This window comes from Marinithermofilum abyssi, from assembly GCF_014641195.1.
Classification (GTDB): Bacteria; Bacillota; Bacilli; order Thermoactinomycetales; family DSM-45169; genus Marinithermofilum; species Marinithermofilum abyssi.
Map to the genome: position 1 here is coordinate 1 of NZ_BMHQ01000001.1, position 22,749 is coordinate 22,749.

The 22,749-nt window shown below is 52.3% G+C and carries 22 protein-coding genes; 10 read left to right on the forward strand and 12 right to left on the reverse strand.

Going from position 1 to position 22,749, the window contains the following annotated elements; translation table 11 throughout:
- Positions 1–471: 471 nt before the first annotated feature.
- The 5 genes from IEW70_RS00005 (at position 472) to IEW70_RS00025 (ending at position 3,906) form a co-directional block, all read left to right on the forward strand.
- On the forward strand, positions 472–1,158 hold the full coding sequence (locus IEW70_RS00005) for a molybdopterin-dependent oxidoreductase (RefSeq protein WP_188645893.1): 687 nt from the start codon (positions 472–474) through the stop codon (positions 1,156–1,158).
- On the forward strand, positions 1,155–1,781 hold the full coding sequence (locus IEW70_RS00010) for a cytochrome b/b6 domain-containing protein (RefSeq protein WP_188645894.1): 627 nt from the start codon (positions 1,155–1,157) through the stop codon (positions 1,779–1,781). The genes IEW70_RS00005 and IEW70_RS00010 overlap by 4 nt, the downstream gene beginning before the upstream one ends.
- The gene (locus IEW70_RS00015; RefSeq protein WP_188645895.1) at positions 1,756–2,463 is read left to right on the forward strand and encodes a response regulator transcription factor; all 708 of its coding nucleotides are present in this window, start codon (positions 1,756–1,758) and stop codon (positions 2,461–2,463) included. The genes IEW70_RS00010 and IEW70_RS00015 overlap by 26 nt, the downstream gene beginning before the upstream one ends.
- A 3-nt stretch (positions 2,464–2,466) precedes the next feature.
- The gene (locus IEW70_RS00020; protein WP_188645896.1) at positions 2,467–3,543 is read left to right on the forward strand and encodes a sensor histidine kinase; all 1,077 of its coding nucleotides are present in this window, start codon (positions 2,467–2,469) and stop codon (positions 3,541–3,543) included.
- 87 nt (positions 3,544–3,630) lie between these two features.
- Positions 3,631–3,906 carry a hypothetical protein gene (locus IEW70_RS00025; RefSeq protein ID WP_229751688.1) on the forward strand — a complete coding sequence of 92 codons (276 nt, stop codon included), beginning with the start codon at positions 3,631–3,633 and terminating at the stop codon, positions 3,904–3,906.
- A gap of 56 nt (positions 3,907–3,962) precedes the next feature.
- Here the strand turns inward: IEW70_RS00025 and pruA are convergent, their stop codons facing one another.
- Positions 3,963–5,513: an L-glutamate gamma-semialdehyde dehydrogenase gene (gene pruA / locus IEW70_RS00030; protein WP_188645897.1), complete on the reverse strand. Its 1,551-nt coding sequence runs from the start codon at positions 5,511–5,513 to the stop codon at positions 3,963–3,965.
- Positions 5,514–5,984: 471 nt separating this feature from the next.
- Between pruA and IEW70_RS00035 the strand changes: the two genes are divergently transcribed.
- The 3 genes from IEW70_RS00035 to IEW70_RS00045 are packed head-to-tail and all read left to right on the forward strand — an operon-like array spanning position 5,985 to position 8,192.
- Positions 5,985–6,905: a proline dehydrogenase family protein gene (locus tag IEW70_RS00035; RefSeq protein ID WP_188645898.1), complete on the forward strand. Its 921-nt coding sequence runs from the start codon at positions 5,985–5,987 to the stop codon at positions 6,903–6,905.
- A 42-nt stretch (positions 6,906–6,947) separates the two neighbouring features.
- Positions 6,948–7,427: a tetratricopeptide repeat protein gene (locus tag IEW70_RS00040; RefSeq protein WP_229751690.1), complete on the forward strand. Its 480-nt coding sequence runs from the start codon at positions 6,948–6,950 to the stop codon at positions 7,425–7,427.
- Positions 7,428–7,439: 12 nt separating this feature from the next.
- Positions 7,440–8,192 carry an SDR family NAD(P)-dependent oxidoreductase gene (locus IEW70_RS00045; protein ID WP_188645899.1) on the forward strand — a complete coding sequence of 251 codons (753 nt, stop codon included), beginning with the start codon at positions 7,440–7,442 and terminating at the stop codon, positions 8,190–8,192.
- Positions 8,193–8,208: 16 nt separating this feature from the next.
- On the opposite strand, the gene IEW70_RS00050 is transcribed toward IEW70_RS00045, so the two are convergent.
- Positions 8,209–9,369 (reverse strand): hypothetical protein, encoded by a 1,161-nt coding sequence (locus IEW70_RS00050; protein ID WP_188645900.1) that lies wholly within the window; start codon positions 9,367–9,369, stop codon positions 8,209–8,211.
- A gap of 100 nt (positions 9,370–9,469) precedes the next feature.
- Positions 9,470–10,375: a DMT family transporter gene (locus IEW70_RS00055; RefSeq protein WP_188645901.1), complete on the reverse strand. Its 906-nt coding sequence runs from the start codon at positions 10,373–10,375 to the stop codon at positions 9,470–9,472.
- A 199-nt stretch (positions 10,376–10,574) separates the two neighbouring features.
- On the opposite strand from IEW70_RS00055, the gene IEW70_RS00060 reads away from it, so the two are divergent.
- On the forward strand, positions 10,575–10,823 hold the full coding sequence (locus tag IEW70_RS00060) for a hypothetical protein (protein WP_188645902.1): 249 nt from the start codon (positions 10,575–10,577) through the stop codon (positions 10,821–10,823).
- A 450-nt stretch (positions 10,824–11,273) separates the two neighbouring features.
- On the opposite strand, the gene IEW70_RS00065 is transcribed toward IEW70_RS00060, so the two are convergent.
- The 7 genes from IEW70_RS00065 to IEW70_RS00095 form a co-directional block, all read right to left on the reverse strand.
- Complete coding sequence (locus tag IEW70_RS00065) at positions 11,274–13,052, reverse strand: acyl-CoA dehydrogenase FadE (RefSeq protein ID WP_188645903.1); 1,779 nt, start codon at positions 13,050–13,052, stop codon at positions 11,274–11,276.
- Between the two features lie 345 nt (positions 13,053–13,397).
- Positions 13,398–14,579: an acetyl-CoA C-acetyltransferase gene (locus IEW70_RS00070; protein ID WP_188645904.1), complete on the reverse strand. Its 1,182-nt coding sequence runs from the start codon at positions 14,577–14,579 to the stop codon at positions 13,398–13,400.
- 33 nt (positions 14,580–14,612) lie between these two features.
- Positions 14,613–17,054 (reverse strand): 3-hydroxyacyl-CoA dehydrogenase/enoyl-CoA hydratase family protein, encoded by a 2,442-nt coding sequence (locus IEW70_RS00075; protein ID WP_229751692.1) that lies wholly within the window; start codon positions 17,052–17,054, stop codon positions 14,613–14,615.
- 327 nt (positions 17,055–17,381) lie between these two features.
- Positions 17,382–17,564, reverse strand: a complete 183-nt coding sequence (locus tag IEW70_RS00080) for an alpha/beta-type small acid-soluble spore protein (RefSeq protein WP_188645905.1) — start codon at positions 17,562–17,564, stop codon at positions 17,382–17,384.
- Between the two features lie 165 nt (positions 17,565–17,729).
- Positions 17,730–17,963, reverse strand: coding sequence for a ferredoxin family protein (locus IEW70_RS00085; protein WP_188645906.1), 234 nt, complete (start codon positions 17,961–17,963; stop codon positions 17,730–17,732).
- Between the two features lie 159 nt (positions 17,964–18,122).
- Entirely contained in the window at positions 18,123–19,031 is a 909-nt protein-coding gene (locus tag IEW70_RS00090) for a DMT family transporter (RefSeq protein ID WP_188645907.1), read from the reverse strand.
- A gap of 178 nt (positions 19,032–19,209) precedes the next feature.
- Positions 19,210–19,983, reverse strand: coding sequence for a class II aldolase/adducin family protein (locus tag IEW70_RS00095; RefSeq protein WP_229751694.1), 774 nt, complete (start codon positions 19,981–19,983; stop codon positions 19,210–19,212).
- Between the two features lie 246 nt (positions 19,984–20,229).
- Here IEW70_RS00095 and IEW70_RS00100 point away from each other — a divergent pair, with 246 nt between their 5' ends.
- The gene (locus IEW70_RS00100) at positions 20,230–20,385 is read left to right on the forward strand and encodes a hypothetical protein (RefSeq protein WP_188645909.1); all 156 of its coding nucleotides are present in this window, start codon (positions 20,230–20,232) and stop codon (positions 20,383–20,385) included.
- A 362-nt stretch (positions 20,386–20,747) separates the two neighbouring features.
- Here IEW70_RS00100 and IEW70_RS00105 read toward each other — a convergent pair whose 3' ends face one another.
- Complete coding sequence (locus IEW70_RS00105; protein ID WP_188645910.1) at positions 20,748–21,320, reverse strand: cysteine hydrolase family protein; 573 nt, start codon at positions 21,318–21,320, stop codon at positions 20,748–20,750.
- 417 nt (positions 21,321–21,737) lie between these two features.
- Positions 21,738–22,664, reverse strand: coding sequence for a ribonuclease Z (gene rnz, locus IEW70_RS00110; protein ID WP_188645911.1), 927 nt, complete (start codon positions 22,662–22,664; stop codon positions 21,738–21,740).
- Positions 22,665–22,749: the final 85 nt, after the last annotated feature.

The following is a 22,749-nucleotide window of genomic DNA, read 5'->3' on the forward strand; positions in this document are numbered from 1 at the left end:
AAAATTTAACCGTTGAAAAGCCGCGTCCCTCACAGGGCGTTTGAGAGGCTTGAGCGGATTGCGGGGAAACTCGCACGATCCGTTCTTAGGGGGGAACGGCCCCGTAAGGGGCCTGCCCTACCCGACACCCCTTATTCATACTCCAACGCTTTCTTTCACGCACATCTCCGTGCAATGTGTGAAAAAGCCTTTTGGCGATCCATTACGGATCACCTTCCCATCTACAAAAACCTGTGTCTTTAACCGTACGCATCGTAAACGAGTCGTGTCACAAAAGCTTCTCGATTTACTTTCACCAGATAGTGGTCCTTGTCTAACCTTTTTAATCGGTCTTCTTTCATCGTCATAAGCGTCCTCAGCCTTTATTTGGACAAGGGTTCTTTATTCGAATGTAATTCTTTTGCAAGCTTTTTAAAAGAATTGCACAACCGTTGATTGTTATCCTGTTAAAAAAAAGAGGGTGATCAACCAATGGTGACTGAAGATCCCAAAATCACTCGGCGGCGATTTTTAAAAGCGTTTGGACTGGGTTTGGCCGGGTTGTCGACAACTGGCTTCTTAACCTACCTGTTCGGCTCCAGCCGGGCGCTTGACATTCTTAACACCGCTACTCCTTCATCGTCCCCCGCGTTTCAACCGTTCACCAAATTCCGTATCAACAGTGTGGAAGAAACGCCCCATGTCGACCTAAACCAGTACCGCCTTATTGTAGACGGGCTCGTCAAGCAACCGGTCAAGTGGTCATTTTCCGAATTAAAACAATCCCTTACCGAAGTGGAGCAAATATCCGACTTTCACTGCGTTGAGGGCTGGGGTGTCAAAAATGTACGTTGGACTGGCATCAAGATGAAAGAATTGCTCGAAACCGTCAAGCCGAAACCGACCGCCACCCATCTCACCTTTTACTCGCTGGGAGGGGTGTATACTGAAAGCCTGTCCCTTGACGAAGCGGCGGAAGACGAAACATTGCTGGCTTATGGCTTGTACGGAAAACCCTTGCCCAGACAGCAAGGTTTTCCGCTGCGCGTCATCATCCCGCGCATGTACGGTTATAAAGGAGCCAAATGGCTTCACCGGATTGAGTTTACCGATCACCAGCACTTAGGCTATTGGGAACAATACGGTTATAATGTGGATGGGGTGACTCCCCCACGATGAAATGGGTACAACGTTTTAACCTAGCAGAACGGATATTGCACTGGATCACTGCGCTATTGGTGTTAACGTTGTTGATTACCGGCGTAAGCTTGTATGCGGATGGATCGAGGGAACAATTGGGCAGTCTGCGTTTTCAAGTCCGAACACTCCATCACTATGCGGGATTGGCGTTGATGGTCATCCCGCCCCTCTTTATTACTATGTTCTTTCCTGCGCTCAAGCCCTTTTTACGGGAAATGACGCATTGGCGTGCTGGTGATGTAGAGTGGCTTACTGGCAAATCAAAGGTCGCCCATAAATTTAACGGCGGGCAAAAACTAAATTTCCTGTTCACCCTCATTTGGTTGATGGGCCTTGCCGTGACCGGTTTTCTGATCTGGAAACAACCTTTCATCACTCAGCAAATCCGAGAATTCCTTTACTCTTGGCACCGCCTTCTTTTTTGGCTCATAAGCATCCAATTGATGGGCCATCTCTACCTTTCCGTTCTCCATCCGCCGACCCGCCATGCTTTTAAGGGGATCATTCGCGGCAAAGTCAAACGGAGTTGGGCCAATACCCACCATTCCCTGTGGCTGGAGGAGGTAGAAAAAAACGATGCAACCACGGATTCTCATCGTTGATGACGACAGCAACATCATCGATGTCTGCCGCCGTTATCTGGAGCAGGATGGTTATGAGGTGTTTACCGCGTTAAACGGCGAAGAGGGATACAAAATGTACCGAACGGCAAATCCCTCCCTCCTGATCCTTGACCTGATGATGCCCAAAAAAGACGGATGGGCATTATGTGAAGAAATACGGAATGAATCAGATGTTCCCATCATCATGCTGACTGCGCGCGGCGAAGAACGTGATCGACTGATGGGCCTTACGATTGGGGCCGACGACTACCTGACCAAACCCTTTTCTCCTCGCGAACTGGTGCTGCGGGTCAAAGCGATTTTACGCCGCCGCTATTGGACAAAGCAACAGGATGAAACAACGGGGGACAAAGTACTAACGTTTGAGAGCCTGACGATTGACCCCCTCTCCCGTCGCGTCATTGTCAATGGAAAACAGGTGGAGTTGACACTGAAAGAATTTGAATTGCTCTATTTGATGGCCAAACGGCCAGGACAAGTCTTTTCTAGAATGCAACTGCTCGATATGGTTTGGGGTTTGTTGTATGACGGGGATACTAGCGTCGTGACTGTGCTAATTCGACGATTAAGGGAAAAAATCGAAGATAATCCTTCTGAACCGTATTGGATTCATACCGTTTGGGGAATTGGCTATCGCTTTGAACCTGCAGGGAGGCCGTAACGTATGAAGTTGCGCAGCCAATTGTTGCTGATCAATTTCATTAGCATGCTACTATTGCTAATTGCTTTGGTCATCGGTTACCAAAAGATGTTCTTAACCTTGGAACAAACAAAGTGGCTTACCGCTTTCACGTTGGTGGCCGGGGGGGTCTCTGTTACGGCTTACTGGATCATGACGATTCCCATCACACGTTCACTGAAGCGATTGATCACGATGACAGAACAGATGGCAGAACATCGATTCATCAAAAGCAAGCAGAAGGTTACCGGCCCGACGGAACTTCGCCAATTGGCCCACTCTTTTTTGGTCATGAGCGAACGATTGCAAGCCAGCATTGCGCAAATTAAACAAAGTGAAAAAGCTCATCGGGAATTGGTAGCCAATGTCTCGCATGACTTGCGCACCCCGCTCGCTTCAATTCAATCCTTTGTAGAAGCGTTGCAGGATGACGTCTTGCAAGACCCGGACATCCTGCAACAATATCTGTTCACGATCCGTTCGGAAACCAAGCGATTAAGCGCCATGATCAACGATTTATTCGAGTTATCCTTGCTGGAAGCCGGACAGCAGCCCTTTCAGCCAGTTCCCGCATATTTGGATCAGCTGTTGATCGATGTCCTGGACAGTCACCAACTGCTGTTGCGCGAAAAAAACTTGCACCTGAACGTCGAGGTGGACAGACATTTGCCCCGCCTTTCCATCATGCCGCATAAAGTCGCCCGCATCATCAGCAATCTCCTGCAAAACGCGATTCGTTATTCGCCGCCAGGCGGTTTGATTGAGCTGGACGTCCGCCTGTTGACGGAGGAGCAAATGGTGGAAATTCGTTTGCTCGACCAGGGCACGGGCATTCCAGAACATGAGCGCTCCCGCATTTTTGAGCGGTTTTACCGTACGGATCAATCACGCAATCGGGAATCAGGCGGAGCCGGCCTCGGTTTGGCTATCGCCCGTTCGCTTGTCGATTTGCACGGGGGACGTATCGGTGTCCGTACCAGGTCGGATGGGAAACAAGGCAGCGAATTTTGGTTTCGACTTCCCATTGATCCTCCTTTAAAAAATAATAGGAAACTGCAATAGTTTTGAAAGGATTCTGTTCGTATGGCGTTAGATTTACCCATTAAGCTGAATCTTGTTACCACACCGCCATGATAGGAGGAAAAAAGCATGAAAAAATGGGGAGTACTTGGACTGATTGCAACGATGCTGATCGGGGTCAATGTATTATTGACAGGGTGCTCGGACACGATGGGCACGTCTAATGAGCAAAAGATGGAGAAAAAAATGAATGATGGTAAGTCGATGGACAACATGGACGACGAAAAAATGAATGACGGCAAGTCGATGGACAGCATGGACGGCGAAAAAATGAATGACGGCAAGTCGATGGACAACATGGACGACAAGGAAATGAACGATACCAACGATCACAGTTCCCATTGATTAGATGAAAAACGCACTGAGCCGGGCTGCTCCGTGCGTTTTTCTTATGATACCGATCAGAAAATCTCGGACACCATTTTGGCTTGGGTAAATTGCAACAGGTACTCGGGGCCACCTGCTTTGGTGTCGGTACCGGACATGTTGAACCCGCCGAAGGGGTGAATGCCCACTAAAGCGCCTGTACTTTTGCGGTTAAAATAGAGATTCCCCACATGGAATTCGGTACGCGCTTTTTCCAGATGGGCACGGTTGCGGCTGAAGACGGAACCGGTCAACCCGTATTCGGTATTGTTGGCAATCTCCAATGCGTGATCGAAGTCCTTCGCCTTGATGAAGGAGAGCACCGGTCCGAAGATTTCCTCCTGAGCCACCCGTGCGTCGGGTTCCACATCGGCAAACAGGGTCGGCTGGATAAAATAGCCGTTGCCTTTGGCTTTGTCCCCGCCGGCGATGAGACGTCCTTCTTCTTTTCCGATCCGGATGTAATCCAGAATTTTTTCAAAGGCATTGTTATCGGTCACCGGACCCAGATCGATTCCCAACTCTTTGGCTTCGCCCACTTTCAGTTCTTTTGTCAGGGCTGCTGTTTTTTCCAATACTTCATCATAGACATCCTGATGGACGATGGCACGGGAACAGGCGGAGCATTTCTGACCGGAGAAACCGTAAGCAGACTTGACGATTTCCTGGGCTGCCAGGTCGAGATCCGCATCCTTATCCACGATGATGGAATTTTTGCCGCCCATTTCGGCGATGACGCGCTTGATCCATTTTTGACCCGGTGCGGTTTTGGCGGCCAGCTCATTGATGCGTAGCCCCACTTCCCGGGATCCGGTAAAGGCGATGTAGCGGGCCAGCGGATGTTGCACCAGGTATTCCCCCACTTCGCCGCCCGGGCCCGGCAGATAGTTGACCACACCTTCCGGCAGGCCGGCTTCTTCAAGAATCTTCATAAACTGATAGGCGATCACCGCGGTGTTGCTGGCCGGTTTCAACACCACCGTATTCCCGGCAACGAGGGAGGCAGTGGTCATACCCACCATTATTGCGAGCGGGAAATTCCACGGCGGAATCACAATCCCTACACCCAGCGGGATATAGTATTGGTTGTTATCTTCCCCGACATGGTGAATCAAGCGGGCCGAACCGGCCAGCCGGATCATTTCACGGCCGTAATATTCCATGAAATCGATGGCTTCCGCCGTATCGGCATCGGCTTCCGGCCAGCTTTTTCCCGCTTCATGAACCATCCAGGCGGAAAATTCGTGTTTACGGCGACGCAGGATGGCAGCCGCTTTAAACAGAATACGTGCCCGGGCATCCGGAGAAACCGCTTTCCAAGATTCAAAGGTTTGAGCAGCCTTTTGGATGGCTTTTTCCGCCAGCTCTTTGTCCGCTTTGGACACATACCCGATCACTTCATCCACATCGGAAGGATTAATCGATTGGATCTTGGACTCGGTGGCGATGTTCTCCCCGCCAATGATCAGATCATAGTGTCGGCCCAGCTGACCCTGGACTTTTTTCAGTGCGGCCTCAAAGGCTTCCCGGTTTTCCTGCTGTGAGAAATCAGTAAAAGGTTCGTTGCGAAATTCGGTCACACCCATTGCAAATGCCTCCTTCATTACCTGATGACCCGACACCATTGTAACGTAGCAGCAAGAAACCTTCAAATTTTTCGAATCCTTTTTATCGAGTCGTGGAATCGATCATTTTTTCTGGGATTACCAAGCAGAGCCATCTTGCATAACATAAAAGGAATGGTACTCCCCTTTTCGAAAAGTAATGTATAATGAAAGCGATTTATCCATACAACAGGGGAATCTGAAGGGGATATCGACGATGGTCCCTAGGGCGTGTCTGTTAATTCAAGCTTCTTCGATAGATGGGGAGGTCGGTGTGATCGGCGAAGATCCTTTGCACTCACAAAGTACAAGTCTCGCCAAGGTCGCTCCGCTCCCTGGTCTCGCTATGCGCTTTTTGCAAGAGATCGGAGACGGCGACACCGGACCCCTATAACAAATGATCAGACACGCCCTAGCCTAAAGGTACATCTGCATGATGGAGAGGGATGGCCGATGTCATTCATACGCAAAGCAGTTCTTACCATATCTTCAAATCCTTTGGTCAACCGGCTGGTATCCAAATACGGCATGAAGCTGGGTGCCTCCCGTTTTATAGCGGGGGAAAATTTGCAAGAAACCCTGGAGATGGTCAAAAAACTGAACCACGATGGGTTAGCCGTCACCTTGGACTTGCTGGGAGAAAGCATCACCACACCCGATGAGGCGCGGGCCGCTGCCCAAGCCGCCATCACGACCTATGACGCTATCGCGGAACAGGGGCTGGATTCCAATGTGTCGGTGAAGCTAACCCAATTGGGGCTGGACATCGACCGGGAATTCTGCCTGGAAAACATGGATCGCATCACTGCCAAAGCAAAGGAAAAAAACAACTTCGTTCGGATCGATATGGAAGACTCTCCTCGTGTGGATGTTACCATCGATATATTTAAACATTTACTGCAAAAGTACGGCAAGGAGCATATCGGGCTGGTGATTCAATCCTATCTCTACCGTTCCGAAGAAGACGTTCAGGAACTGGGCAAACTGGGTGCCAACCTGCGGATCGTCAAAGGTGCATACAAAGAGCCCAAAAAAGTGGCTTACCCGGATAAAAAAGTGGTGGATCACGCCTACCTCCGCCTGGTGGAAATGCATCTGACAAACGGCTGCTATACCGCCGTAGCCACCCATGATGAAAACATCGTCGAGTGGACCAAGACCTTCGTCAAAGAAAACGATATCCCCGACGACCTTTACGAGTTTCAAATGTTGTACGGAATCCGCAGCGGATTGCAGCGCACACTGGCAGCGGAGGGGTACAAGGTGCGGGTCTATACACCGTACGGAAAAGACTGGTATCCTTACTTTACCCGCCGGATTGCGGAACGCCCGGCCAACGCACTGTTTGTGCTGAAGAGTTTTTTCAAGGACTAACCAACGGGCGTGGATGCCCGTTGACAAAGGAGTCGTCCGGCATTGAACTTGGAACGAGCCCGACAGCTGCGGATCAGTGGTCAGTTGGAAGAAGCAAACGAATTGCTGGAACAGCTACGGCTTCAATTTCCCGACAATGCGACGGTGCTGTTGGAATCCGCTTTTGTATGCGACAGCCTCGGTCAGGAAAAGAAAGCAGTCCCCTATTATCAACAGGCCATCGATCAGGGCCTTGAAAGAGAAGATTTGCAAGAAGCGTATCTGGGATTGGGCAGCACCTATCGATGTCTGGGGCGCTATGAAGAAGCAGTCACGACGTTGCGCCAAGGATGTGCCCTGTTTCCGGAGGATCGCGGGATGCGAGTCTTTCTCGCTTTGGCCTTGTACAATCGAGGAAAAGCCGACCAAGCAGTGGAAATCTTGTTGAATCAGTTGCTGGAAACCACGCAGGACCCCTCGATTTTGAAGTACCGACGCGCCCTCTCCTTTTATGCGGACAAGCTGGATCAGACGTGGGAATAGGAGGAATGTGTATTGCCGACAGCATGGATTACCGGCGCCTCTTCCGGCATCGGTGAGGCGTTTGCCTTCTTGTTGTCCGAAAAAGGATATCATGTGGTGCTGACCGCCCGAAGAGAAAAACGTTTGCAGGAGATTGCCGGCCGCATCCGGGATATGGGCGGGACGGCCGAATCGTTTCCCGCCGACCTCACCCAAGAGGTGGATTTGCAGCGAACCGTGGAAGCCATTCAGCACCGGACCGTGCACCTTGTTATCAACAATGCGGGGTTCGGATTGTACGGTCCCGTAGCGGCAACCGATCCGGAACAGGAGCAATCGATGATCCGGCTCAATGTGAACGCGCTCGTCTCCTTGACCCGGGCGGCTCTGCCCCAAATGATCGAACGAAACGACGGGGGCATCATCCAGGTGGCATCCACTTCTTCCTTTTTGCCTACGCCCTACATGGCGGGATACGGAGCAACCAAAGCCTTCGTCCTCCACTACAGTGAAGCACTGGCCGCTGAGCTGAAACACTCCCGGGTACGGATCACCGCCGTGTGTCCCGGCAGCACGCAGAGTGAATTCGCTCAAAAAACGGGTATTCGGCAGCATGCGCCCATGGCAGCGCGGGAAGTGGCCGAACGAGGATTGCGTGCCTGGGAGCGGGGACGGCCTGTTGTGGTAACCGGTTGGGCCAACCAATTGGCCGTATGCCTCCCCCGCATCCTGCCCCGTGATTGGATGCGGCGCCTGGTGGAACGGGTCTTTCGCAACCGGAGTTAAGAGGATCCCCGCTCCTTCACAACCTTCGGCCCAACGAATGCCCCCCTCCGCCTTCCTCCAACAAAGTAACCGCGAAAGAGATGCTTCCGCTTTCCGGATCCACCTCTTTCATATAGCCCTTTCCTTCCTGCTCCCATACAGCCGAGACCAGAGCGGCCAGCTCATCAAACCACATCCAGTCGGTATATCGATCATCCGTTATCAAGATATCCTCTTCCTCATCCCGCAACAGGATGTGAAGGAGGCCGTCCCAATGGATCTCTTCGATTTCCCCATACGACAACCGCCGTTCCTGCTCCCCGCGTATCAACCGAAGGTGATTTTCATAAAGACGCACCTCATCCCATTTCACACGCCGTACCCATCGTTCTTTCGGTTTCAGCTCATCCAGCCCTTCCCGCTCCGCTACTGCAGCCATTAAACGGGACGTATCGGCGTCATAGGGAAACACCCACGCTGCCGGATCCGTTTCCACCCATATTTCTTCTTCATCTTTTCGAATCCACACGTGAATGACGTCGGCCAGCGGAATATAGGTCCGCCTCCCCCAATTTCGCAACACAATCTCTCGTTCACCAACGGACACCGATTTCCACCAAACTCCTGCGACTATCCAGAAAAATACCGCAAATACCAGGGCGGCCAACAATCCGATGGCGAGATTGATCAGCCGCTGCTCCGGTGTATATCCGGAAAAGGCCGGGTCTCTAAAAGCAAGGATAATCGGCTTGTCCCGAACCCGGTACACCTCCACTCCCTTCCCTGTACGGATCGTTTCCAATACCCGCTCCGTGTTTAGTGGATAGTAAGGAATGCGATAGGTGGTTTTCTCCTGGGTCAACAGCTCTGTTCCCGCCACCCCCATGGGATACAAGGTAACTTTATCCACAACACCGATGTTTTTCTTCCAATTCTGCCAGCCCATGAATCCCATCGCCCCGATCAACACCACCGACAGTAACCAGTAGGCGATCGGATTCCGTTTCCCCCAATGAATCCGGACAGCAGTCAATGCCACCATCGGCAACGCCATGTAGAAAAAAACTTCTCCCAACCAGAATGGATAGAACTCCTTTGAATCCAACAGCCCCTGATATGCCGCCACGTACACCAGTGCCGCTGCCATCGGCAGCCCCAAAATCAGCGTCAGCCACCAGCCCACGATCCGGTGAATCATCCCTCCACCTCCAGGAGCCTCCGGATTCTTTTTTACCCTTGCCTTGTTCAGAAAATAATACCTGGCGCGCCTTTTCTTCCAACGATGGAAAAACAAATCTTTAGACTGGGCGGCTTTCTCCTACCGCTTCCTCTTTTTTCAACAGCGTCGTCATGCTCACCCCGGTAATCACCAGCACAGCCCCGGCCACATGCACAGGCAGCAGCGGATGACCGGAAACTGTGGAAATAGTCAGAGCAAACACGGGAACCAAATTTAAAAAGATGGCCGCACGTCCCGCCCCCAACTGCCGGACACCGTCATTCCACCACACAAAGGCAAGCACCGTGGCGAACAAAGCCATATACACGATGGTTGCTCCATGGAGCCAGGTTGCCGTTGGAGGAACCTTCCAACTGCCTGACATGATCCAAGCAAAGGGCGCCAGCATCCCGCTGCCGAACAGGGAAGCGTAAGCCGTCGCTTTTAACGGGGACACTGTAGTCATCCAACGCTTGCCCAACAAAGTATATGCGGTCCATGAAGCGACAGCGCCGAACACACAGAGGTCCCCCAAGGACAAATGACCCAGCGTTTGCAAGTGCCCCTCCGTTACCACCGTGACAACTCCGCAAAAAGAGAGCAGCACTCCGACCAACTGCAGGAGAGTCAATCGTTCCCGAAACAGCCAGACACTAAGCACAGCGGTTACCATCGGAACGGAAGCAATGATGACCGAAGATTTAACCGCTCCTGCCCACTTCAGCCCAAAAAAGAAAAAACAGTTGTATGCGAAAATCCCCGTAGCACCCAGCAATAGGAACGGAATCCACTCTTCTTTCCCGATCTTCCAGGTATCCGGCTCCCGGATTCGCAGCAGAACTATCAGGCACACAGCGGTTAAGACAAACCGATAAAAGGCAACCAACACCGGGTGGATCGTATGAACGGTCCACTGACCGATGGGAAAAACTCCCGCCCAAAATAACGCCACCATCACCATCTGCACCATCATCCGTCCATTCAAGCCGCATCCTCCTCTGCAGATGAACCAATATCCGTCCCAATCTACAAAAATATTGAATTTAATTTTAACCCCATTTGCAAAACTTTCGCAACCCTGAAAATGGAAAACGAAAAAGCTTCCCATCGCAAAATTTTTTCTTGTCCCAGCCACACCTAAACCGGTCGTATCCCGCATAAGGTGAGAAGGAAGGAGGGTGAACATGTTGGCGAAAATCCGTTACATCTTTTGGGGGATAGCCATCTTTTCCGCTTTGTGGAGCTTCATCACGTTCATCTACGATTTGGCGGAAGCTTCGTCCGGGGATTACCTGACCGCCTTCGATGCTATTGACTACTTTATTTCAGGGTTGCTCAGCAGTGTTCAATACCTTTTTTACGGAGAGTTATATCACTTGTTGTACACACGACTGAAACCAACCTCCTCTTCACAATCCATGAGAGAAAATTGAGCCCTCTGCGCCTTTGCCCCAAAGGGCAGAAGATGACAAATTTTTATGATAGATTCGACTCTTTTGCCCATTGCTCCCTTTCCTCCGAGATTCAACGAGACGCGGCACAATGCGGAGTGCACTCAAAAAGTACAAGTACCCACAGGGCACACGTCACGCCTTGGTCGCAAGCTCCCAGGTCGTGCTATGCGCCGCTTTTTGTCTCATCTCCTCTCTTGTCGCTAAGTTCGTCGTCAAAAGTCGCTGCTCGGGCAAAAGAGTTCCTCAGCTCATTTCGAGAAACTTTGTCAGCAGTCTCTTTCCCTAAAGGGGCTTTTTATTTCGATAATACCCTCTTTGATGAGGCAGAGGCAAAAGGACTGGATGAATTCAATCTTTTTAATTAAAAACAACAGCCGCCCGCCGGGCGTTCCGGCGGGCGGTGGGGGCGATGCTTTTTTTATAAAGAAATTACACCACGTATTTCTCTTCTCCCAATACGCGCTTGGCGATGGTCCGCTTCAGCTTCACCTCGTTGATCGGCTCGAAGCGGGTCAGCTTCTTCAGGATGGAAAGCTGCGTGCGCAAGGTGTCCCCTTCTTCCATAGCGGAGAGGGTGTGTTTCGCCTTTTGCTCGATTCGCGGAAAGGCTTCGTATACATAAGCGGTGGTCAGATCGATCTTGGCTTGAGCTTTTTCCAGTCCATCCTTCTCCAAGGACTTTTTGGCCCGCAGCAGAGCACTTTCCATGGCGAAGATCTCAATGGCGATATCGGCGACATCCCGCAAGATCTCTTGCTGCTTTTCCAGTTCCATCTGATACTTTTCGACAGCCAGACCGGCAGTCATGAGGAAAATCTTCTTCGCGTTGTCGATCAGCTTCGCTTCTTCTTCCAACGGAGCCGGCGCTTCTTCCGGCAGGGTCGGCATGTACATCAGAAGTTCTTCCTGCAATCCGGCCGCTTTCTCCATCACCGGCAGTTCGCCTTTCATCACTTTGCGCATCAGGGTAGCCGGAATCAGGAGGCGGTTGATTTCGTTGGTTCCCTCAAAGATTCGGTTGATCCGGGAATCCCGGTACATATTTTCAATCTCATACTCTTGCATGAAGCCGTAACCGCCGTGGATCTGCACGCCTTCGTCCACCACGTAGTCCAGCACTTCGGAACCGAAGACTTTGGTAATGGAGCACTCCAACGCATACTCGGCGATCGCTTTGGCTGCTTCTGCGCCTTCCGCATTGTCCAGGTGAGCCAGCCCCTTTTCAAACAGCCCGGCAGTCCGGTAGATGGCGCTTTCCAAAGCATAGGTTTTGGCGGCCATGGTAGCCAGCTTCTCCTGAATCAACGGAAACTTAGCAATCGGGGTCTTGAACTGGGTCCGCTCATTGGCGTATTTGGCGGAAATCTCAATGGCCCGCTTGGCGGAGCCCATACAACCCGCCCCCAGTTTGTACCGTCCGATATTCAGGATGTTGAAAGCGATCAGGTGCCCTTTTCCGATTTCACCCAACACATTTTCCACCGGCACCCGAGCTTCTTCCAGGATGAGTGTTCGGGTGGAAGAGCCCTTGATTCCCATTTTCTTTTCTTCCGGACCGGTAGAAACCCCCGGGAATTCTCTCTCTACGATGAAAGCGGTAAATTTGTCCCCGTCCACTTTGGCATAAACCACAAATACATCAGCAAAAGCCGAGTTGGTGATCCACTGTTTTCCCCCGGTGAGGAGATAGTATTTGCCGTCTGCGGACAGTTTGGCGACGGTTTTGGCCCCCAGGGCGTCCGACCCGGAACCCGGTTCCGTCAAAGCATAGGCAGCGAATTTTTCTCCTGTGGCCAGAGCCGGCAAATACTTTTTCTTTTGCTCATCGGTACCGAAAAAGACAATCGGCAGCGTCCCGATCCCCACGTGAGCCCCGTGGCTCAAAGCAAAGGAACGGCCCAACGAAATCTTTTCCGTAATGAGGGTGGAACTGATTTTGTCCAAGCCCAGTCCCCCGTAATTTTCCGGAACGTCGGCTCCCAACAGGCCCAACTCACCAGCTTCCTTCAACAGACGGACACTGTGATCAAAATTGTGCTGCTCGATTTCTCCCAACACCGGCCACACTTTATCTTTGACGAAATCTTCGGTGGTCTTGGCAATCATCTTTTGCTCTTCATTGATCTCTTCCGGGGTGAAAATCTCCTCCGGGGAGTGATCTTCGATCAGGAAGCTGCCGCCTTTGGTGATCGTTTTTTCTTCAGCCATCTTCCGAATCCTCCTTCGTGCGCTTATCGCCGCAATCCGGCTTGATAAATTTGCCTTGCTTCTTTTTAACAAAGCAACATACCGTGATGCCAAACCTATAGGATGGCTTCGACTCTTTTGCCCTCGGTCCCTTTCCTCCGACGCAGAAGTCCCTACGGTCCGCTCCAAGAGATTCCACGAGACGCGGCACAAAGCGGGGTACGCCTTGACCCCAAGGTCCCAGGTCGTGCTATGTGCCGCTTTTTTGTCCCGTTTTCTCTCGTGTCGCCGAGTTCGTCGTCAAAAATCGCTGCTCGGGCATGGGAAACTTTATCAGCAGCAGAGCCCTTTGGTTTTCCCGCTGGCTTATCCGCACATTTCGACGACCCCTGCCGCACCCATGCCGCCGCCAATACACATCGTGACCAAACCGTATTTACCGCCGCGGCGTTTCAGCTCATTCAAGATGCTGACAGTCAGCTTGGCACCGGAGCACCCCAGCGGGTGACCCAAGGCGATGGCCCCGCCGTTGACGTTGACGATGTCCGGGTTGATCTCCAGTCGGCGAATCACTTCGATGGATTGAGAAGCAAACGCTTCGTTCAGCTCCACCAAGTCGATCTGATCCAGAGTGATTCCGGCTTTTTCCAAGGCTTTTGGCACCGCCACCACCGGACCGACTCCCATGATGTCCGGATCCACCCCGCCGAGGGCAAAGGAGCGGAAGACGGCGATCGGTTCAATGCCCAAGGCCTCCGCTTTTTCCCGGGACATCACGATAACGCCTGCGGCGCCGTCACTCGTCTGAGAGGAGTTCCCCGCCGTAACGGAACCGCCCACCCGGAAGACCGGCTTCAGTTGGGCCAACTTTTCCAAAGAGGTATCCGGCCGAGGACCTTCATCGGTATCAAAGACAAACTCTTTCTCCTTCAGCTTGCCGTCCGAACCGATATAGCGCTCTTTCACATGGACCGGAACGATTTCTTCTTTGAACTTGCCTTCCTGAATGGCACGGGCGGCATTTTGATGGCTGCGCAGGGCGAACTGGTCCTGGTCCTCCCGGGAGACACCGAAGCGCTTCGCCACTTCTTCCGCTGTGTGCCCCATGGACATATATACTTCCGGCATATGATCCATCAGGTACGGATTCGGCGCCGGTTTGGCTCCACCCATCGGCACCAGGCTCATGGATTCCACTCCGCCGGCAATGACGGTGTCCGCCATGCCGCTCATCACTTTCTCCGCCGCAATGGCGATGGTTTGCAAACCCGAAGCGCAAAACCGGTTCACAGTCATCCCCGGCACGTCAGTGGGAAGACCCGCCCGCATGGCGATTACCCGGGCAACGTTCATGCCCTGTTCTCCTTCGGGGAACGCACACCCCATGACCACGTCCTCCACTTCTTTGGGGTCCAGTTGCGGCACCCGATTCAACAATTCCTTCACAACGGCAGCGCCCAAATCATCCGGCCGAGTGTTTCTGAGGGAACCGCGGCGCGCCTTGCCCACCGCGGTACGGGCGCCGGCCACGATCACTGCTTCGCGCATGGATCTCTCCTCCTTCGGGGGTGTAGTTTCACATCAGTTGCGCAGAGGTTTGTTTTTGGCCAACATATATTGCATCCGTTGCTGGGACTTGGGTTCACCCGCCAAGCTCAGGAAGGCCTCCCGCTCGATGTCCAGAAGATACTGTTCATCCACCAGTGTTCCTTCCGGCAATGTACCGCCGGCGAGCACATAGGCCAGCTTGGTGGCGATTTTGTAATCGTGATCGGAGATGTAGCCGGATTGGAGCAATCCGTAGGCACCCAATCGCAGGGTGTTGTAGCCCGTTTCGCCCACCACCGGGATCTTCTTCGGCAGCGGCGGACGGTACCCCGCTTTTTCCAGAGCCAGCACCACTTGCTTAGCGTCATAAATCAGGTGGTCCTGGTTGATGGTAATGCCGTCGTATTCCCGGATGAATTTGTATTCCTTGGCTTCCATGGCGCTGGTAGCCACTTTAGCTGTTCCGATGATTTCAAAGATTTTGTTTACAACGGACCGCAACGCCATCGTGTCTTTGGGATCGATGCCTTCCGTCCAGCGGATCAGCATCTCTTTGTTGCCTCCGCCGCCCGGAATCAGGCCCACACCCGGTTCCACCAGTCCCATATAGGTTTCTGCCGCCGCTTGGATACGGTCACAAGGGAGAGAAATTTCCACTCCGCCGCCCAAAGTCATAGCGAAAGGCGCGGCGACCACCGGTTTATCCATATAACGCAGCGAACCCATCGTTTTCTGGAATTGGCGCACCATTAGGTCCAGCTCCGGCCAGTTTTGATCCTGCGCTTCCATTAAAATGAGCATCAGGTTGGCACCGACACAGAAGTTGCCGCCCTGGTTTCCGATCACCAATCCACGGTAGTTGGCGGAAACTTCTTTTACAGCGGTGTTGATCATCTGAATGATATCGCCGGCAATGGCGTTTTTGGGAGAGTGGAACTCCAAACAGGCTACATCATCGCCGATGTCGATCAAGCTGGCACCGCGGTTAGAGTGAATCACTTTTCCTTGCTCTTTCAATTGAGCCAGGGAGATCACTTTTTCGTGCTCTTCCACTTCGCTGAACCGACCGCCGATCTGGAAAGCCTTCACCTCCATCGGGGATTTTTCATAGAAGGACTTGGCTCCGGAAGCCAACAGCTCTTCCACCAGCAGCGGGATCGTCTCGCCTTCTTCCCGCATGCGGGCAACGGATTTTTCCACCCCGATGGCGTCCCATATTTCGAAGGGACCCAATTCCCAGTTGAATCCCCATTTCATCGCCCGGTCCACACTGACGATATCGTCGGCGATTTCCGGAATCCGCGCCGCGGAGTACAGGAGCACTTTTTTGGTAATGTACCAGGCCAGTTCTCCGGCCGGGTCCTTGGCATAGACAAGGGCTTTCAACTGTTCCGGCAAGGACTTGGCCCGCTTGGCCATCTCCAGGGACGGCGCTTTCAGCTTTTTGCGGGGACGATACTCCATGGTCTGAAGATCGAGGGCATGAATTTCCTTACCCTTTTCCCCCTTGACTTTCTTAAAGAAGCCTTGGTCGCTCTTGGTGCCCAGCCAGCCGTTTGCCACCATTTTGCGGAGCACTTCCGGCACTTCAAAGGCTTTTTGCTCTTCCGGATCGTCCACGTTTTCCCGAACGTTGTCAGCCACATGGACAAAGGTGTCCAGTCCCACTAGATCCAGGGTGCGGAAAGTGGCGCTTTTGGGCCGTCCCATAGCCCGACCGGTAACTGCATCCACTTCATCCGGTCCCAAGCCCTCTTCCATCATTTTTTGCAGCGTGATCAGCAAACCGTATACCCCGATCCGGTTGGCAATGAAGTTGGGTGTATCTTTGGCCAGCACGACGCCTTTCCCCAGCACCGACTCAGCAAACGCTTTCATTTCGTCCACAATCTCGGGTTTGGTATCTGAAGTCGGGATAATCTCCAACAGCTTCATATACCGGGGCGGGTTAAAGAAGTGCGTGCCGAGAAAATGGCTCCGGAAATCTTCGGAACAACCGGATACCATCTTTTCGATGGAGATCCCCGAAGTGTTGGAGCTTACCACCGTTCCAGGTGTCCACACCTTTTCAATTTGTGAAAAGAGGGATTGTTTAATCTGCAGGTTTTCCACAACAGCTTCAATGATCCAGTCCGCTTCTTTCAAACGGTCCAGATCATCTTCCAGGTTGCCGACAGTGATCAAATCCGCCACCCGCTTGTGATACAAAGGGGACGGTTTCTCTTTCTGCAACCGGTCTTTCCCCGCCTGGGCCAAACGGTTGCGAACTGCGCGGTCTTCCAGGGTTAAGCCCTTGGCTTTCTCCTTGTCCGACAGTTCCCTGGGAACAATGTCCAATAAGGTTGTCCGGATTCCCACATTGGCAAGATGGCCGGCAATCGCCGCACCCATGACGCCTGCACCGATTACGGCGGCCTGCTTGATCTTGGGCACCGCTCGTTGGGTATTCGGTGCCGCTTGCATGATCTTCGACATAGCCAACTCCTCCTCTCGTATGTACCATCCAAGGTGTGACAGAGGGACAGGTGTTGAATGAATAGTCATTCATTTAGTGGGTAGAAAAAAACCTCTCCATCTCGGATAGGCAGAGATCCCATTATTCCATTGTTCCAAACCAACATCCATTGTCCTAGGACGACTACAACCTTTTCATCTATCATTATTGATCCAATCCCCTCTTTCGTCAAGGGGCCTTCACGAAGTTTTTTAAAAAACCGCATCTGCCTGTTTATTTTGAAAACAGGGAACCCGCAAAAGAATCAACCCCCGGATATCCCGAGGGTCGACTTTACCATCCGTTGTTTAGATACCGGATTCAGACATGAAAACCAAACGTTTGGTGATTTCACCACCAACAGAGCCGTTGGCACGGGAAGTGGTATTGGCTCCCAATTGGACACCAAACTCACCAGCGATTTCCGTCTTCATTTGGTTGATGGCTTGAGCACAACCAGGAACCAACAGACGATTGCTTTGACGAGGCATATCATTTCCCCCCTTCCATCATGGTCTTAATTTTAAATTGCACTTTCACTTTTCAATTTATTTACCGACGGAGATGGAAACTAAAGGACACTCCTCTCATAAAAAAACCGGAGCTTCGCGCTCCGGACTGGATGACAAACCTACCGTAGGACTTTGTCAGCAACCTCACTTATAGAAGTTGGCGTTGATCTCAATGTATTCTTTTTCCTCATCTGGCACCAGATCCTGCTGGTAAATGGCTTCAACCGGACAGACGGGTTCACATGCCCCGCATTCAATACAGGTATCCGGGTCGATGTAGTACATTTCGTCATCTCCATGGATACAGTCCACCGGACAGACTTCTACGCATTCGGCCGCTTTTTCATCCTTGCACGGAGAAGTGATTACGTAGGCCAAAGAGAATGCCTCCTTCAAGGGAGATTTGACAAATATTTCGGTACTTTACGTACCTATTTCTGTTATACCCATTTTCAGGCAAAAAGTAAACGGCTTCGTTTGGAGGAGTTTCATGGTAACCCTTTTACGTTGCAAGATTCTCCAAGCTAAACAACACGATTACGCTTTGCTTGCCTGTTGAGAAAACTTCTCCCGAGAAGGCCGGGATAGAATAAACAGGGAAGACAGCAACAGAGCCGCTCCCAGCCATTCCCACTTTCCTAACCGTTCTCCCAGCAGCCACACCGCCAGGACCGTAGCTGTCAACGGTTCCAGCAAAGCTCCGACGGAAGCACGGGTAGCCGTCGTATGCCGCAGTCCCTGAATGTACAACATATAAGCCAAACCCGTAGGAACCCAGCCGAGATACAATAACGCCAGCCATGCTGCGGGATGTGTCAAAGGAGGCAGTTCCAACGCCGGCAACGATAGGACAGCCCCTGCTGAAAAAGACCATCCGATAACCTTCAAGGGTGCCAGTTCCCCGATGAGCTTTTTCCCGATCAAGGTATATCCCCCATAGCAGACCGCCGCCCCCAAAGCCAAGACGTTACCTGCCCAATACCGGGGATCTGCCAGCCCGGCCAGCCCCCCGATGCCGATCAGGAGGGCCGAACCGCTTACGCCCAATGCCAGCGCCGGGACAGTCCCCTGACTCCACCGTTCCTTCAGCAAAGTCCGGGCGACCACAGCTACCAACAACGGAGCCGTACATACAGCCAACAAGGTGGCGGTGGATACCATCGTCTGTTTTACCGCCGAAAAGTACCCCGCCTGATACCCTGCTACGGCGGCTCCAAACAGCAGAATCCCCCATCGGTTCCGTCCGATCGGCGGGGCAGATGGCAGACGCCGACGCTTCGATTCCCAAAAGGCTCCCGCCAACAATATCGGGGAGCTTAACAACAGCCGCCAAGCCCCTATCGCCAAAGGGTCCATCCCTGTCTGATCGATCAACCACTTGGCCGACAGACCGGCTGTCCCCCACAGGATCGCTCCCAAACAAACCCAACGCAGTCCTTTATCCAATTTCGATCCCCCCTCGGATAGTCAGGCGGGATCGACGATTATCAGCTCGACCCGCCCGCGTTAACGCTCATCACCGCTGTGAGCGGGCGGGGGCAGCACATTTCGCATGGAAATGGGAATCACCTCCTATTGCATGGACAGCAGAAAGTTTTTCTCCTCAAAACAACCCTTGAGAGAATCACAAATAATCCAAATACAACCCCAGAACTTCCGGCGACCCTTCACCCGGTTCTTTGGATTTCTCGGTCGGTTCGATAATCCCCGGTTTCAACAAATCTTGGCCAGGATGGCGTCCGGTCAGCTGAAATGCGGTTCGGGACGCGATCAGCTGGCGTACTTCATCCCGGGACAGCTTGCGTTCCTCCCCCAATCCTCGGGCTATACACCGAATCTGGGCCGTCATTTCCACGGATTCCATCCGGTAATAGGCTTCAAATAACTGGCTCCCTATCGTAACTGCTCCATTATTTTCCAAAAGCAATGCGTCATGTTTCGCTAAGTAGGGCCGTATCTTTTCTGATAAATCCTCCGTACCTGGGACGGCAAAGGGAACAGTAGGCACTCCTCCCAGGAAAACCACCATCTCCGGCAATACGGGATCCATCATGGACAGACCGGCTACCGTAAAGGCTGTCGCAGTAGGCGGATGGGCATGAACCACTGCATGCACATCCTCCCTCTCCCGGTAAATCCCCAAATGCATCCGGTATTCCGAAGACGGCTTTGCCTCTCCTTCCAGCACCCGTCCGTCTCCGTCGATCACTACCAAATCCTCAGCGGTCAAATACCCTTTGCTCACTCCGCTGGCAGTAATCAGAAAACGATCCGCCCCCAACCGGACACTGATCGTTCCGTTGTTGGCTGCGACGAATCCCTTGTTGTGCAAACGTCTGCCGATTTCCTGAATATCCGCGACCAAGCCGGCACATTTACCTCCAATGGAAGCGCTCACACAATTCCCCCTCTCCATCAATAGACACTGCTTCGATTCACCCTATGCAAAATCCCCCCTATCAACAGTATATTTAGACAATTGGAATAATGAAAGGGGTAATGATTACCGTAAGGGCCAAAAGGCCATCCTAATCCTATATGCCGGATCAACAAAAGGATAAAAACCTCTTAACACTCTCTCAATAAAGCTGTAAAACCTCTGTGTTACGATTAGGCCAAACGAACGAAAGGTGATGGTTCTCCCATGTTCCTTCTGGAAATCGGTATCCTCAGCCTGGTATTCTCCCTGATCGCATATGCCGCCTACCGTTTCGTCAAAGAAGAAATCGAAATGTGGAAATGGAACAATCCCGTTCCAAAACAAGGTGATCAGCCCGAAATGGCGGAATCCCGTGCGTAACGGTTAAAGTACTACAGCAAATCATCCGTCCTTTTACACTTTCCATCCATACGCCTGTTTTTCTTTGCGAAAAAATTTCAGAAAAGAAAAACAAACACCCTTCATCCCTCCCTCGAGATCTAAGGGTGTTTTTTTGCTTTTACTAAACGATATCCCTTCTTCAGTACGGGTCCGGGTAATACCGTTCAAACACGTGCGATGGCGTCTTCTCATCTATTCTCGCCTATTCGATCCGGATGTGAACTTCACCCCCATCAGGAATGTTCTCCTCTTCATCATCGAAAGCCGAACAAAAAAGCAGGTGGTTGACTCTGCCCGTACTCCTTAACCGGTGTCACAGAAAAGCCGCTTCTAAACTTTTCCTATTTTGTCTGCACAGTTGCTTCTGCCCCCAGTTGTTTGATCCACTCGGCGGTCGTCATCACTCGGGAGCGGAAAGCCGATTGGATGATCAGAATGTTCCGGTGCAGCTCCTTGGCCGGGATGCTGCCGAAGGCGTTGCCGAGAGACAAGGTGCCGGTCGCGTCCGATAAAAACTCCACTTGAAACCCGAGATGGAGTGCCTGCTTAGCCGTAGTATCACAACACATCTGCGTCATATATCCGGTGATCGCCACCGTATCGATTCCCTTTTCCCGCAACCATCCCTCCAAGGAAGTATCGGTAAAACTTCCCGGTCGGTTTTTTTCGATATGCAGGTCATGGGGGCGACGGGCAATCTCCGGATGAAGCTCCCATTCGTTCGACCATCGTTGGAAAGTCTGAGAATCGGGATAAAGCGACGTATGCTGGATCACGACGACGGGCACTCCGTTCTTACGTGCGGCATCCATCGCTTCCGTGATCCGGTGTAAACTTCCCCGGGGATAAGATACCGGCAATTTTCCGGTAAAAAACTCCTGTTGCACATCAATCACCAATAAAGCTCGGCTCATGGGTTTCCCTCCTTTTCAATATGGTACTACAGATTGAAAAGGTTTTGAATTTCGAATAATGATACGATAACCGGACAGACCCGCACTCCGGCAGAGATGCCTTTCTACCCGCCGCTCCCTCTCCGACGTCACGGATGTCAAACGGTGTGTCCGACAAAAAGCAGACGTGTGCTCTTTAATTGCGATGACCGAGACGCGAGACAAAGGGAAAATCTTTCTGCACCTACGGGCATAAGCGCCCGCAGGGCACACGTCCGCCTTAGTCGCTATACTCCTCGGTCGCGCTATGGTTCGCTTTTTGCCCCGGTCCCACTTATTCAAAAGTCGCTCCTGGAAAGAGTTGCTTTCTCTTTCTCGACGAGGGACTTTTGTCAGCAGCTTCAGCAACCTTCTTTGTTGCCTTATCCGCGAACAGACTCACGGGGACGAGACAACAACAACCTCGTGGTCCCGTGCCAGTTCCGTGTGAGGGAACACGCGCCGGGCCTGAGCCAGGAGCTCCTTCTCGTTAGCCAATCGATACCGGGCACTGATGTGGGTCAGTATCAACCGCTTTACTCCGGCACGCTTTGCCATTTCCGCCGCTTGTACCGTGGTGGAGTGGCCGTGCCTCGTGGCCATCTCCTCCTCGCCCTCGCCAAAGGTGGCTTCATGCACCAGCACGTCAGCGCCGCGGGCAAAGTCGGTGATCTCCGGCACCGCCCGCGTATCCCCGAGAATGACCACCTGTCGGCCAGGCTTGTTCGGTTCCAGGTAATCGGAGCCGTACAATCGGCGTCCATCGGGCAGGATCACCTCCTTGCCTGCTTTCAGATCACGAAAATGCGGACCCGGGGCCACGCCTTCCCGCTTCAACCTTTCCACCTGCAGCCGGCCGGGACGGTCCGGCTCCTCCACCCGATAACCATAACACGGCAGGGTGTGATCCAATGCTTGCACTCGCACCCGTACGCCATTGTGTTCCTCCAGCACCCTCCCGTCCGTTACTTCCTCCACTGTGAGCGGGTAACGCAAGTAAGTGCCGCTCGTTTTCAGCGACACCTCCACATACTCCTTCAACCCAGCGGGGCCGTAGAGGATCAGCGGGGTCTCCGCTCCTTGAAAGGACCGGCTGCCCAACAGTCCGGGCAGGCCAAAAATATGATCTCCGTGCAAATGGGTAATCCAAATCCGGGTCACCCGCGTCAACTTGACGGGCGAAGACAACACCTGATGCTGTGTCGCCTCTCCACAGTCAAACAGCCAAGTTTCTCCACCCGCATCCGTAAACCGAAGGGCGACGGCAGAGACATTGCGCTCCTTGGATGGCACCCCCGCCCCCGTTCCTAAAAAGGTCAGTTCCACACCGATTCCTCCGCTTCTGTTGTTCTTTTTTTACTCCATTTTGTCATAAGCAGGATATTTTTTCGAACAGGGAATGGGTTTTGTG